Source organism: Streptomyces bambusae (assembly GCF_020532645.1).
GTDB classification, from domain to species: domain Bacteria; phylum Actinomycetota; class Actinomycetes; order Streptomycetales; family Streptomycetaceae; genus Streptomyces; species Streptomyces bambusae.
In genome coordinates, this window is the sequence record NZ_JAJAUZ010000085.1 from 1 (window position 1) to 12,625 (window position 12,625).

At 74.6% G+C, this 12,625-nt stretch carries 12 protein-coding genes; 3 read left to right on the plus strand and 9 right to left on the minus strand.

Annotated elements, in window-relative coordinates; all coding sequences use genetic code 11:
• Nucleotides 1-332: 332 nt before the first annotated feature.
• The 6 genes from LG634_RS34100 to LG634_RS34125 form a co-directional block, all read right to left on the minus strand.
• Nucleotides 333-1,091, minus strand: coding sequence for a cobalt-precorrin-6A reductase (locus LG634_RS34100; protein ID WP_226739826.1), 759 nt, complete (start codon nucleotides 1,089-1,091; stop codon nucleotides 333-335).
• A complete protein-coding gene (gene cobM / locus LG634_RS34105; RefSeq protein WP_226739828.1) occupies nucleotides 1,081-1,830 on the minus strand; it encodes a precorrin-4 C(11)-methyltransferase in 750 nt (249 codons plus the stop codon). The genes LG634_RS34100 and cobM overlap by 11 nt, the downstream gene beginning before the upstream one ends.
• Nucleotides 1,827-3,113 (minus strand): precorrin-6y C5,15-methyltransferase (decarboxylating) subunit CbiE, encoded by a 1,287-nt coding sequence (gene cbiE, locus LG634_RS34110; RefSeq protein WP_226739867.1) that lies wholly within the window; start codon nucleotides 3,111-3,113, stop codon nucleotides 1,827-1,829. Before cbiE ends, cobM begins: the two co-directional genes overlap by 4 nt.
• Nucleotides 3,114-3,224: 111 nt before the next feature.
• The gene (locus tag LG634_RS34115; protein ID WP_226739830.1) at nucleotides 3,225-4,526 is read right to left on the minus strand and encodes a M20 metallopeptidase family protein; all 1,302 of its coding nucleotides are present in this window, start codon (nucleotides 4,524-4,526) and stop codon (nucleotides 3,225-3,227) included.
• A gap of 65 nt (nucleotides 4,527-4,591) precedes the next feature.
• A complete protein-coding gene (locus LG634_RS34120; RefSeq protein WP_226739831.1) occupies nucleotides 4,592-5,530 on the minus strand; it encodes an AEC family transporter in 939 nt (312 codons plus the stop codon).
• Nucleotides 5,531-5,738: 208 nt separating this feature from the next.
• On the minus strand, nucleotides 5,739-6,239 hold the full coding sequence (locus LG634_RS34125; RefSeq protein ID WP_226739833.1) for an NUDIX domain-containing protein: 501 nt from the start codon (nucleotides 6,237-6,239) through the stop codon (nucleotides 5,739-5,741).
• Nucleotides 6,240-6,409: 170 nt separating this feature from the next.
• Here LG634_RS34125 and LG634_RS34130 point away from each other — a divergent pair, with 170 nt between their 5' ends.
• The gene (locus LG634_RS34130) at nucleotides 6,410-7,003 is read left to right on the plus strand and encodes a DinB family protein (protein ID WP_226739835.1); all 594 of its coding nucleotides are present in this window, start codon (nucleotides 6,410-6,412) and stop codon (nucleotides 7,001-7,003) included.
• Nucleotides 7,004-7,030: 27 nt separating this feature from the next.
• Here the strand turns inward: LG634_RS34130 and LG634_RS34135 are convergent, their stop codons facing one another.
• Nucleotides 7,031-7,717: a GNAT family N-acetyltransferase gene (locus LG634_RS34135; protein WP_226739837.1), complete on the minus strand. Its 687-nt coding sequence runs from the start codon at nucleotides 7,715-7,717 to the stop codon at nucleotides 7,031-7,033.
• 268 nt (nucleotides 7,718-7,985) lie between these two features.
• On the opposite strand from LG634_RS34135, the gene nadE reads away from it, so the two are divergent.
• A complete protein-coding gene (nadE, locus tag LG634_RS34140; RefSeq protein ID WP_226739839.1) occupies nucleotides 7,986-8,816 on the plus strand; it encodes an NAD(+) synthase in 831 nt (276 codons plus the stop codon).
• 44 nt (nucleotides 8,817-8,860) lie between these two features.
• Here nadE and LG634_RS34145 read toward each other — a convergent pair whose 3' ends face one another.
• Nucleotides 8,861-9,301: a universal stress protein gene (locus LG634_RS34145; RefSeq protein ID WP_226739841.1), complete on the minus strand. Its 441-nt coding sequence runs from the start codon at nucleotides 9,299-9,301 to the stop codon at nucleotides 8,861-8,863.
• 50 nt (nucleotides 9,302-9,351) lie between these two features.
• Nucleotides 9,352-10,848, minus strand: coding sequence for an APC family permease (locus tag LG634_RS34150; RefSeq protein WP_226739843.1), 1,497 nt, complete (start codon nucleotides 10,846-10,848; stop codon nucleotides 9,352-9,354).
• A gap of 327 nt (nucleotides 10,849-11,175) precedes the next feature.
• Between LG634_RS34150 and LG634_RS34155 the strand changes: the two genes are divergently transcribed.
• Nucleotides 11,176-12,567: a DEAD/DEAH box helicase gene (locus LG634_RS34155; RefSeq protein ID WP_372482548.1), complete on the plus strand. Its 1,392-nt coding sequence runs from the start codon at nucleotides 11,176-11,178 to the stop codon at nucleotides 12,565-12,567.
• Nucleotides 12,568-12,625: the final 58 nt, after the last annotated feature.

Genomic DNA, 12,625 nt, shown 5'->3' on the forward strand with positions numbered 1-12,625 from the left:
CCCCCCCCCGGCCCCCCGCCCCCCACCCCCCGGCGGGGCTGGAATGGGCCCGCCGAGGCTGGAATGGGCCCGGCGGGGCTGGAATGGGCCCGGCGGGGCTGGAATGGGCCCGGCGGGGCTGGAATCGGCCCGCAAGGCGAATCGGCCTGGCGAGGCTTGGAATGGGCCCGGCGAGGCCGGAGGGTGTCCGCCGAGACCGGAGGGTGTCCGGCGGGGCTGGAATCGGCCCGCCGAGGCTGGATCGGCCCGGCAGGGCCGGGGCGTCGGCAGGGCCAGAGGGCCCAAGGGCCCGCCGCGGCCGCGCGGACCCGCGGCACCGGAACCGTCCCGCCCTACCCGACCGCCTCCGCCAGCCACCCCACCGCCGCTCCCACGGACTCCACCAACGGCACCCCCACCGGCACACCCGGCCGATCCACCACGACCACCGGAATCCCCGCCTCCCGCGCAGCGACAAGCTTCGGCGCGGTCGCGGAACCCCCGCTGTCCTTGGTGACCAGCACGTCGATCCGATGCGCCCGCAACAGCTCCCGCTCGGACTCCAGCGAGAACGGCCCCCGCGCCAGCAGCACGTCCAGCCGCCCCGGCACCGGCGGCGACGGCGCGTCCACCGACCGCACCAGGAACCACAGCCCGTCCAGCCCCGCGAACGCCGCCAGCCCGGTCCGCCCGGTCGTCAGGAACACCCGCGACCCCAGGGACGGCAGGGCATCGGCCGCCGCCCCCAGATCCGGCACCCGGTGCCAGCGGTCACCCGGCCCGGCCGACCACCCCGGCCGCCGCAGCGCCAGCAGCGGCACCCCCGCGTCCGCCGCCCCCTGCGCCGCGTTGAAGCTCATCCGCCCGGCGAAGGGGTGCGTCGCGTCGACCACCGCGGAAACCCCGTGCCCACGCACCCACGCGGCCAGCCCCGCCGCCCCGCCGAACCCGCCGATGCGGACCTCACCGGGCGGCAGTACCGGCCGCGCCACCCGCCCGGCCAGCGACGTCGTCACGCGGTACGGGCCGCCCGCCAGCGCCTCCGCCAGCCGGCGGCCCTCCGTGGTGCCGCCCAGCAGCAGGACGTGCGGGGGAGCGGTGTCAGCAGACATGCCGGTCGCGCTCCGCCGAGTACAGGTGGCTGTCGCGGAACTGCTCCGCCGCCAGGGTCCTGCCCACGATGATCACCGCGGTACGGACCAGACCGTGCTCCTTCACCTGCCCGGCGATGTCCGCCAGCGTGCCGCGCAGCACCAGCTCGTCCGGCCGGCTGGCCATCGCGACCACGGCCGCCGGGCAGTCCGCCCCGTAGTGCGGCAGCAGCTCCGCCACCACCCGGTCGGCGTACCGGGTCGCCAGGTGCAGCACCAGCAGCGCACCGCTGCGGCCCAGCGTCGCCAGGTCCTCGCCCGGCGGCATCGGCGTCGCCTGCTGCGCGATGCGCGTGAGGATCACCGTCTGACCCACCGTCGGCACCGTCAGCTCCCGCTTCAGCGCCGCGGCCGCCGCCGCGAACGCCGGTACGCCCGGCACCACTTCGTACGGCACCCCGGCCGCGTCCAGCCGCCGCATCTGCTCGGCCACCGCACTGAACACCGACGGGTCGCCCGAGTGCAGCCGCGCCACGTCCAGGCCCGCCTCGTGCGCCTGTACCAACTCGGCAATGATCTGGTCGAGGTTGAGCTGCGAGGTGTCCACCAGCCGCGCATCCGGAGGGCATTCGGCCAGCAGCTCCTGCGGCACCAGACTGCCCGCGTACAGGCACACCCGGCAGGCGGCGAGGGTACGGGCGCCGCGCACCGTGATCAGGTCGGCGGCACCGGGGCCCGCCCCGATGAAGTACACGGTCATGCTTGCTCTCCAGAGACGAGGGGCTCCGACGGGCAACTCCCGTCGGCAGAGCCGGGTTTGGTGACGGACCACTGGGTGATGGGCATCGCCTGGCGCCAGCCGGTGAAGCCGCCCACCGCCACCGCGTGCGAGACGGCGAGCTTGGCCAGCTCCCCGCCGTGCCGCCGGTACCAGGACGCCAGCAGCGCCTCCGACTCCAGCGTCACGGTGTTCGCGACGAGCCGCCCGCCCGCCGGCAGCGCCGCCCAGCAGGCCTCCAGCAGGCCGGGCGCGGTCAGCCCGCCGCCGATGAACACCGCGTCGGGCGCCGGGAGTCCGGCCAGTGCGGCGGGCGCCGCCCCGCGGACGACCCGCAGGCCGGGCACGCCCAGCCGGTCCGCGTTGCGGCCGATCCGGTCGGCCCGCACGTCGTCCCGCTCGACGGTCACCGCCCGGCACGAGGGGTGCGTACGCATCCACTCGATCGCGATGGACCCGGAGCCGCCGCCGACGTCCCACAGCAGTTCGCCGGGCGCCGGCGCGAGCGCCCCGAGCGTCACAGCGCGCACGTGGTGCTTGGTGAGCTGCCCGTCGTGCTCGTACGCCGCGTCCGGCAGCCCCGGCACCGCCGCCAGCCGCAGCGCGCCCTCGGCGCGCCGGCACACGACGGCGACCACGTTCAGCGGGTCGCCCGCCGGATGCGTCCAGTCCGCGGCCGTGCCGGTACGGGAGTCCTCGCGCTCCGAGCCGAGCTGTTCGAGCACGGTCAGTTCACTGGGACCGAAGCCGCGGTCCCGCAGCAGTTCCGCGACCACCCCCGGGGTGTCGGCGCCCGCGCTGAGCACCAGCAGCCGCCGCCCCTGGTGCAGGGCCGCCGCCAGCCGGGCCGCCGGGCGGCCGACGAGCGTGACCACCTCGGTGTCCTCGACCGGCCAGCCCAGCCGGGCGCACGCGTACGCCACCGACGAGGGGTGCGGGAAGACCCGCAGCCGCTCCGGCCCGGCCTCTTCGCTGAGCGCTCGCCCGATGCCGTAGAACATCGGGTCTCCGCTGGCCAGCACGGCGATCCGGCGGCCGGCGTGCTCGGCCAGCAGTCGCGGCACGGCGGGCCGCAGCGGAGACGGCCACGCCACGCGCTCGCCCGGACATTCCTCCTCGGGCAGCAGGTCGAGCTGGCGGGGGCCGCCGATCAGCACCTCGGCCGAGCCGAGCGCCTGCCGGGCGGTGGGGGACAGGCCCGCCCACCCGTCCGCGCCGATCCCGACGACGGAGGCCGGTACGGCCGGGGAGGACGGGGGGACCATGGAGCTCACCTGCGGGTACCTCGGATCGGGAGGGGGCGGATCCGCACTCTACTGGCCCCCGCCACGGCCCCCTTCGCGGCCCCCGGCCGTCAGCGGCCTCCGTCGGACCCGTCACGGTTCCAGCCGGCCGTCCAGGTGGTCCCATGCGACCCGGACGTGCAGCCGCACCCCCGTGACCAGCGTGTCGTCGTCCGCGTAGAACTGCGGATTGTGGTTCGGGGCCAGCCCCCGGCCGCCGGGCAGCGGCACCGGCGCCCCCGCCGCGTCCAGCTCGGTGTCCTGCACGCCCAGCACCACGTACAGCCCGCCGAACGCGGCCAGGAACACCGACACGTCGTCGTACCCGAGCGTCGGCACCGTCTCCACCACCCGGTCCTCGCCCGCCACCCGGCGCAGCGTGGGCAGCGCTGCGGCCACCCACTCCGGGCTGTTGTGCACCGGCGGCACCGGCTGGAGGAAGCTGACCACCGCGGTGCAGCCGTACGACTCGGCCTGGTGCTCGGCCAGCCGGCGCAGCGCGTTCTGCAGGGTCTCCATGTCCTCCTGCGCCTCGCACCGGATGGTGCCCCACAGCGTCACCGTCTCGCCGATGATGTTGAACCGGCCGACGTCCTCGATGTGCCCGATCGACACCGTCACCGGCCGGTGCGCGGGCACCTGCCGGTACAGCTGCCCCACCCCGACCGCGATCCCGCCCGCCGCCGGCATCGGGTCGACGCCCTGCCACGGGCTGGAGCCGTGCACCTGGCGCCCCGTCACCACGATCTTCACCAGGCAGGACGCGGCGTACTGGTTGCCCGCCCGGTAGGCCACCACGCCCTTCGGGTACGGCGCCACGTGCATGCCGAACACCATGGTCGGCCGCGGCTCGTCCAGCGCCCCCGACTCCAGCATCACCCGGGCCCCGCCCGGCTCGTCCACCGGCGGCCCCTCCTCGGCGGGCTGGAACACGAACACCGCCGTGCCCGGCAGCCGGTCCCGCACCCCCGCCAGCACGGTGGCCGCACCCAGCAGCATCGCCGTGTGGCAGTCGTGGCCGCAGGCGTGCGAGACCGGCACGGGCCCGCCCGGATACCCGGCCTCCACCACCTGCGAGGCGTACGGGCTCCCGCAGCGGTCCGGCACCGGCAGTGCGTCCATGTCTGCGCGCAGCGCCACCACCCGCTGCCGCAGCCGCCCTTCGGCCGGCGCCCCGCCGCGCAGCACGCCGACCACGCCGTGCCCGGCCACACCCGTCCGCACCTCGTCCAGGCCCAGCCCGGTCAGCACGTCGGCGACCAGCGCGGCGGTCTTCTCCTCGCGGTTCGACAGTTCCGGATGGGCGTGCAGGTGCCGCCGCCACGCCACGACCTGCCCGGCGACCTCCGCCGCGCCCCGGTCCAGCGCCTCGTACAGGGGGTCCGTGTCCGTCATGGGCCCATCCTGCCGCCGCGGCAGGGTCCGCGCGTGCCGAAACCCCGGGCCGGCGGGGGTACGGGTCAGGCCGCGAGCAGCCAGGTGATCACGGACAGGGAGACCATCGAGCCGATCGTGGACATCAACACGGTGTCGCGGGCCAGATCGGCGTCGAGCCGGTATTCGGAGGCGAAGAGGAACGCGTTCTGCGCGGTCGGCAGGCCGGCCACCAGCACCACCGACAGCAGGGCGTGCCCGTCGAGCCCGAACAGCCACCGGCCCACGGCGTACGCGAACGCCGGCTGCGCGGCCAGCTTCAGGGCGACCAGCACCCGCCGCTCGGCCCGCCCCCCGGCGTCCGGCCGGGTCCGGGTGTGCAGCGACATGCCGAGCGCGAACAGGGCGGCGGGCACCGCCGCCCCGCTGAGCATGGTGAGCGGGTCGGTGACCGCCGCGGGAAGCGGCCGGCCCAGCGCGGCCACCGCCAGCCCGGCCGCCGACGCGGCCACGATCGGGTTCCGCAGCGGCAGTGACAGCAGCCTCCGCACCCGGTCCCGGGCCCCGCGCCGCACGTCGAGGTCGATCAGCACCAGGATCAGCGGGGTGACCAGCAGCGTCTGGAACAGTGCCACGGTCACCACGAACGACGTGTCCTTGAGCACGTGGATGGCGACCGGGATGCCGAGGTTCGCCGAGTTGACGTGTGCCGCCGCCATGGAGGCGATGGCCCGGTCGCCCTGGCCGCGCCGGAACACCCGCAGTCCGATCACCTGCGCCACCGCGAACACCGCGACCAGGCTCAGCGCGAAGACGAGCACCCCCGGCCGCACCAGGTCCGCGGGCCGCGACCGGGACAGCGTCAGGAACAGCAGGGCCGGCATCGCGAAGCTGAACGCGAACCGGCCGAGCACGGACTGGGCCTGCGGGCCGAGCACGTCGTACCGGCCCGCCGCCCAGCCGAGGCCGGTGATCGCCCAGATGGGCAGGAACGCAAGAAATCCTGCAAGTACCCCGCTCGTCACGCCGCCAGCATGCCGGACCGGACGTTCGGTCGAACGGGCGGGGTGCCGCCGGTCCGGCCGGCCGCCGATCCGGAATCCGAACGGAATCCTCTGCTGAGCGAACGCGAACGCGAACGCGAGCGCGGGCGCGGATGCAAGCGCGGATGCCGGCACCGCCGGATGCCGGAGCGCCTGCTGCCGGACCTCCGGTCTCCGGCCCCTCGGCCGGTCAGTCGAAGGACCCCGTCTCCAGGTACGCCACCGTCCCGGTGCGCCGCGCCCGGTCGATCCGGGCCAGCCGTTCGAAGTCGGCCGGCGCCATCTCCTCTTCCCACTCCGTCAGCGTGGCCACGCGCAACTCGCTGTGCTCGGCCGGGTCCAGGACGATCCCGGCGATCTCCTCGTCGGTCAGGATCCCGCCGTCGAAGATCACCCCCATGTGGTTGGAGGGCCACTCCTCGCCGCGCGGGGCGAGGAAGTGGAACCCGAGCAGCCGCGGCTCGCCGCGGAACGCGATGCCCGTCTCCTCGCGGCACTCGCGCACCGCCGTCTGCCAGGGCGTCTCCCCGGGGTCCATGTTCCCGCCGGGCCACTGCCACGGCTCCGTCCGGTACGCCGCCCGCAACTGCACCGGCCGGCCCTCCCGGTCGGTGAAGTACAGACAGGCGTACGCCGTGTTCTGCGGCAGCGTGGCGATGTACTCGCGGGGCGGCAGCCAGGTGGCGGTCATGTGATCGGCTCGCTCTCTACGCGTCGGCGGGCAGGTGCACCGGTGGCCGGCCCGGCCACCGGCCCCCAGCCTCGCAGCCGGCAGCGGCCGGACGGGGGATCCCGGCGGCGCGTCGGCGGCCGGGTCGTTGTCAGGGCGTCGCTGTCAGTGCCCCGTGCGAGCATGCCCGCATGAGCGCATCGCAGCAGAAGACGGATCTCCACACGTACCTCAGGACGGCCCGGGAAGCGCTGGTGTGGAAGCTCGACGGACTGTCGGAGTACGACGTCCGCCGGCCGCTGACGCCCACCGGCACCAATCTGCTCGGGCTGGTCAAGCACGCCGCCGGCGTGGAAATCGGCTACTTCGGCCTCGTGTTCGGCCGGCCCTACGCCGATCCGCCGGCCTGGTTCGGAGAGGACGCGGAGCCCAACGCCGACATGTGGGCCACCGCGGACGAGTCCCGCGAGCAGGTCCTCGCGTTCGCCCGGGACGCCTGGCGGCACGCGGACGCCACGATCGAAGCGCTCCCGCTGGACGCGCCGGGCCGGGTGCCGTGGTGGCCGGCGGAGCGGTCCGGGACGACGCTGCACCTGATCATGGCGCACGTGATCGCCGACCTGCAGCGGCACGCCGGCCACGCCGACATCGTCCGCGAACTCGTCGACGGCTCCGCCGGTCTGCGCAGCGGCAACGGCAACCTGCCGCCGGGCGACGCCGCGTGGTGGAAGCAGCACCACGACCGCGTGGAGCGGGCGGCCTGCCAGGCGGCCGAAGCCACCTGACGGACCCGCCCGCTCCCGCAGCGGTGCCTACGCGAGGATCATCCGCCCCAGGCCCGCCGGCGACACCGCCGACGGCGCGCTGCGCAACTGGATGATGGCCCGGACGGCGGGCCACTCCTCGTCGAGGATCGAATAGAAGGCGGTACTGCGCACCGCGCCGTCCAGCCCCCGGGAGTGCGCCCGGCGGACCCCCTCGCAGGTGGCGCCCAGCCGTTCGATCGCCACCCGCGAGCGGGTGTTGCGGGCATCGGCCCGCAACGAGATGCGGCGCACCCCCCAGGTCTCGAAGGCGTGCGTCAGCATCAGGAGCTTGGCCTCGGTGTTGATGCCGGTGCCCTGGGCGCGCGGGGCCAGCCAGGTGTTCCCGATCTCCGCCGCGTCCGGGACGGCGGTGGCGGGATCCCCGTACGGCACGCCGGGGACCGACGGCCAGACCAGGGGGCCCTGCCAGTAGTCGAGTTCCAGGAACCGGGTCGAACCGACGACCCGGCCGTCCCTGGTACTGACCACGGCGAAAGGCAGTGACCGCCCGGCCGCCTGATCGGCGAGCGCGCGGTGGACGTACTCGTGAGCCGCCTCCAGGCCATGGGGCACCGGAGTGAAGGCATAAGTCGTTCGATCCTCGGCGCCGGCTTCGGCGAGTGCCTCTGCGTGGTGCGCTGCGAGGGGCTCCAGCCGCGTGAAGCGGCCGGTGAGGACAACGGATACGGGCACCGGGCCTTCGGTCCTTCGGGGAGTCGGAATGCCTGCGGCCGGATCGCGGCTTCGGCTGGTGGGACAGTGTGCGCCAGCGGCCTCCTTGAGTGGGAAAAGAGAAGGTAAAGGGCGGCCGTCAACCAGGTGAATCCGGACGATCGTCCATGTGTGCGAGGCCGGTGCCCGCCGGGCCCGTGGCGGCCGGGCTCCGGGACCGCGGCGACGGGGGCTCCCGTAGAGTCGGAGGGCTTGACCGTACCGCCCCACGAGCCCCCGAGGAGCAGCCGTGACCGACCCGGCTTCCACCGCCCTGCAGCAGGAGATCGCCCGCGATCTCCAGGTGTCCGAGACCTTCGACGCGGACCTGGAGATCGAGCGCCGGGTGGCCTTCCTCGCCGAGCGGCTGACCGCCTCCGGCCTGCGCTCCCTCGTCCTCGGCATCAGCGGCGGCGTGGACTCCACGACCACCGGCCGGCTCTGCCAGCTCGCCGTGGAGCGGGCCCGTGCCGCCGGGCACGACGCCGTCTTCTACGCCATGCGGCTGCCGTACGGCGTGCAGGCCGACGAGCAGGACGCCCAGCGCGCCCTCGGGTTCATCGCCGCCGACCAGGTCCTCACCGTCGACGTGAAGCCGGCCAGTGACGCCGCACTCGACGCCTCCCGGGCGGCCGGTGTGACCTTCCGCGACGCCCACCACGAGGACTTCGTCCACGGCAACATCAAGGCCCGCCAGCGCATGATCGCGCAATACGCCGTCGCCGGGGCGCACGACGGCCTGGTCGTCGGCACCGACCACGCCGCCGAGGCGGTCTCCGGATTCTTCACGAAGTTCGGCGACGGCGCCGCCGACGTCGTCCCGCTCACCGGCCTCACCAAGCGCCGCGTGCGGGCCGTCGCAGAGCGCCTCGGCGCCCCGGTGGAGCTCGTGTTCAAGACGCCCACGGCCGACCTGGAGACCCTCGACCCCGGCAAGGCCGACGAGGACGCGCTCGGCGTGACGTACGACGACATCGACGACTTCCTCGAAGGCAAGCCCGTCGACGGCGCGGCCTTCGACACCATCGTGCGCCGCTACCGCCTCACCGAGCACAAGCGGCAGCTCCCGATCGCGCCGTAGCACCCGGCACCGGCAGGAACGGACCGGCCGGCGGCCCGGGGGCCTCACCCCGGGCCGCCCGCGTCCGCCCGGTCGTCCGTCGGCACGCACAGCACCGGCAGCGGCGACAGGTGCAGCAGCTTGTGCGGGGTCGAGCCCAGCAGCGCCCCGCGGATCGGGCTCTCGCCCCAGCTGCCGACCACGATCACCCGGCCGCCGTGCCGCTCCGCCGCGTCCAGCAGCGCCTGCGCCGGCTTCGCGTCGACGATCTCCACCGCCGACGGCACGCCCGCCTCGTCCGCGGCCTGCACCGCGTGCGCGAGCGCCGTCCGCCCGGCTTCCCGGACCGCCTCCCGGTGCTCGCGGTACTCCTCGCCGAGTGCGCCCGGCGCGGCCGCCCCGTAGACCAGCACCAGCGGCTCACCGAACGCGGCCGCCACCTCGATCGCCACCCGCAGCGCGCGCTCCGCGCCGGGCGACTCGTCGTACCCCAGCACCACCGACATGCTCGCGTCCCTTCCGGACCGTTGCAGGACTGCTGACCAGTGGCCGCGGCTCACCGCCTGCGGCGGGGGACGAGCGCCGGGTCGGCCACCCCGCGCCGCTCCTGCCAGAAGACGCCCGAGCGGACCCGCCAGAACAGCATCACCAGCACCCCTGCCACCGCGATCCCGATCCCGATCACCAGCGGCGGCCCCAGACCGAACCAGGACACCCCGCTGTACGAGTTCTCCGGATCGGCCATGTCGGTCACCGACTCGACGAGCAGCCAGCCCAGCAGCAGCGCCCCGACCACCGGACCGACCCCGATGAGCAGCAGGTTGTGCCAGCTCTCGGTGAGGTGGCGGCGGTAGTACAGCGCGCATGCCAGGCCGGTGAGCGCGTAGTAGAAGGCGATCAGCAGGGACAGCGCGGTCAGCGAGTCGAACAGGGCGTTCTCGCTGATCTGGTTGACGATCAGGTACCAGGCGATGGCGATGCCGGCGACCCACCAGGTGCTCACGTCCGGCGTCCGGAACCGCGGGTGGATGCGCGCCAGCCCCTGCGGCAGGGCGTGCCGCCGGGCCATCGACAGGGCGGTCCGCGAGGCCGGGATGATCGTCGTCTGGGTGGAGGCGAGCGCCGAGGTGCACACCGACAGCAGCACGATCCAGTCCCAGCCGCCCATCACCTCGTGGGCGAGGGTCGCGAACACCGCCTCCTCCTCGCCGGCGTTCTCCGCGAGGAAGGCGGGTCCGGCGTAGGCGACCACGGCGAAGCCCACCGACAGGTAGGTCACCAGCAGCACCACCGTCGACCAGATGCCCGCCTTGCCGGGCGCGGTCGCGGAGTCCTTCACCTCCTCGGTGAGGTTCACCGCCGACTCCCAGCCCCAGTAGATGAACACGCCCAGGAGGAGGCCGCCGGTCAGCGCGGCGCCGCCGGCCCCGAACGGGTTGAGCCAGCCGAACTCCGGGACCACCTCGTCGAGGCTGCTGGTGTGCGCGTACACCCGGTAGATCGCCACCACGGCGAACACCAGCAGGAAGAAGACCTGGGCGAGGATCAGCACGTCCTGGACGCGCGCCGACATCTCGGTGCCGATCACGCAGACCGCAGTCATCGCGATGATCACCACGACGGTCAGCGTCTGCCGGACCGCCGTGTTGTTGGCCGCACCGTCGAAACCGGCCGCGAGCAGCCCGAACCGTACGGCCACGTCCGCCAGCGAGCCGATCACCAGCACACCGGTCATGGTGATCGCCCAGCCGCCGAGCCAGCCAGCCCACGGGCCCATCGCCCGCGTCACCCAGGAGAACGTGGTGCCGCAGTCCTGGTCGACCTTGTTCAGGTAGTAGAAGGCCGCGGCGATCAGCAGCATCGGCACGAACGAGGCGAGCATCACCCCGGGCGCGTAGATCCCGACGAGCGCCACGATCGGCCCGATCGCCGCCGCCAGCGAATACGCCGGCGAGGTCGAGTTCAGCCCGATGACGAGGGCGTCGAGGAACCCGATCGCATCGGCCTTGAGCCCTTCACGCGGCTCGGCGTCACCCACGGTCTCCTGGCCCATGTACGCATGCTCGGCGAGCATCGGGCCGGCCGCACGGCGGGTTGCTGCACCCGGGGCGCCCTCCGGGGGTCCGGGCTCGTCCGCGGCCGAGCCGGGGAGCGGTCGCGCGCCCCGGATCGCCACCGTGCCGGTCGGCTAAAATGACGGTTTCACGGCCGCACGGGGACCCGCTCGCCGCGAGCGGCACCGCCACCACCGCGACGGCACTCACACCGCAACACCGAGGGATGGTTCTCCGTGGACGGCTCCGCCCGCAACAACCCCGGCACGGCCGAAGCCGAAGCCCCGCAGGCGACCGCGCCCGGGACGGACGTTCCGGCCGCGGCGGTGGAGGACGGGGCCGGTGCGGACGGGGCCGGTGCGGGCGGCACCGCCAGTGGTCCGGCAGCCGCCGGTGCCGGTGCGCCCGCGCTGCCGCCCGTCGCCTCGTTCGCGGATCTCGGGCTGCCGGAGCCGCTGGAGCGCCGGCTCGCCGAGCTGGGCGTCACCGAGCCCTTCCCGATCCAGGCCGCCGCCCTGCCGAACGCGCTGACCGGGCGGGACGTGCTCGGCCGGGCCCGTACCGGATCCGGCAAGACCCTCGCCTTCGGACTGCCGCTGCTGGCCCGTACCGCGGGCGCACGGGCCGAGGCCAAGCGGCCGCTCGCGCTGGTCCTCGTACCGACCCGCGAGCTGGCGCAGCAGGTGACCGCGGCCCTCACCCCGTACGCCGAGGCGCTCGGGCTGCGGACCGCCACCGCGGTCGGCGGGCTCGCGATCCAGCGGCAGGTCGTCGCGCTGCGGGAGGGCGCCGAGGTGCTCGTCGCGACCCCCGGCCGCCTCAAGGACCTGGTGGAACGCAAGGACTGCCGGTTGGACCGGGTCGCGATCACCGTCCTCGACGAGGCCGACCAGATGTGCGACCTCGGCTTCCTGCCGCAGGTCACCGAGGTACTGGAACTGGTGCGTCCGGACGGTCAGCGGATGCTGTTCTCCGCCACCCTCGACGGTGACGTCGACGGGCTGGTCCGCCGCCACCTGAAGGACCCGGCGGTCCTCTCGGTGGACCCGGCGGCCGGCGCCGCGCACACGGCGATGGAGCACCACGTGCTGTACGTGCACGGTGCGGACAAGTTCGCGGCCGCCACGGAGATCGCCGCCCGCGACGGCCGGGTGATCATGTTCCTGGACACCAAGCAGGCCGTCGACCGCTTCACCCGGCACCTGCGGGACAGCGGGGTCCGGGCCGCGGCCCTGCACGGCGGCAAGTCCCAGCCGCAGCGCAGCCACACCCTGGACCAGTTCCGCAAGGGGCAGGTCACCACCCTCGTCGCCACCAACGTCGCCGCCCGCGGCATCCACGTCGACGACCTCGACCTCGTCGTCAACGTCGACCCGCCCGCGGACCCCAAGGACTACCTGCACCGCGCCGGCCGCACCGCCCGCGCCGGCGGCTCCGGCCGGGTGGTCACCCTGGTCACGGCCGGCCAGCGCAAGGACGTCGCCCGGCTGATGACCGATGCCGGCATCCGCCCGCAGACCGCGCCGGTCCGCTCCGGCGAGGCCGAACTGACCCGCATCACCGGCGCCCAGGCCCCCGCCGGCGGCAGCCGCAAGACCGAATCGGAACTCGCCTTCAAGGGCATCGGCAGCCGTCCCCAGAAGGAATCCCGCAAGTCGGCCGAAGCCCGCAAACTGGCCGAGGCCCGCCGCGCGGCACGGGTCCGCCGCGGCCGCTGAGCGGCCGCGCCCCCCTCGCCCCGGGGCTCCGCGCCCCGGGCTGCTGACGTGCAGGAAC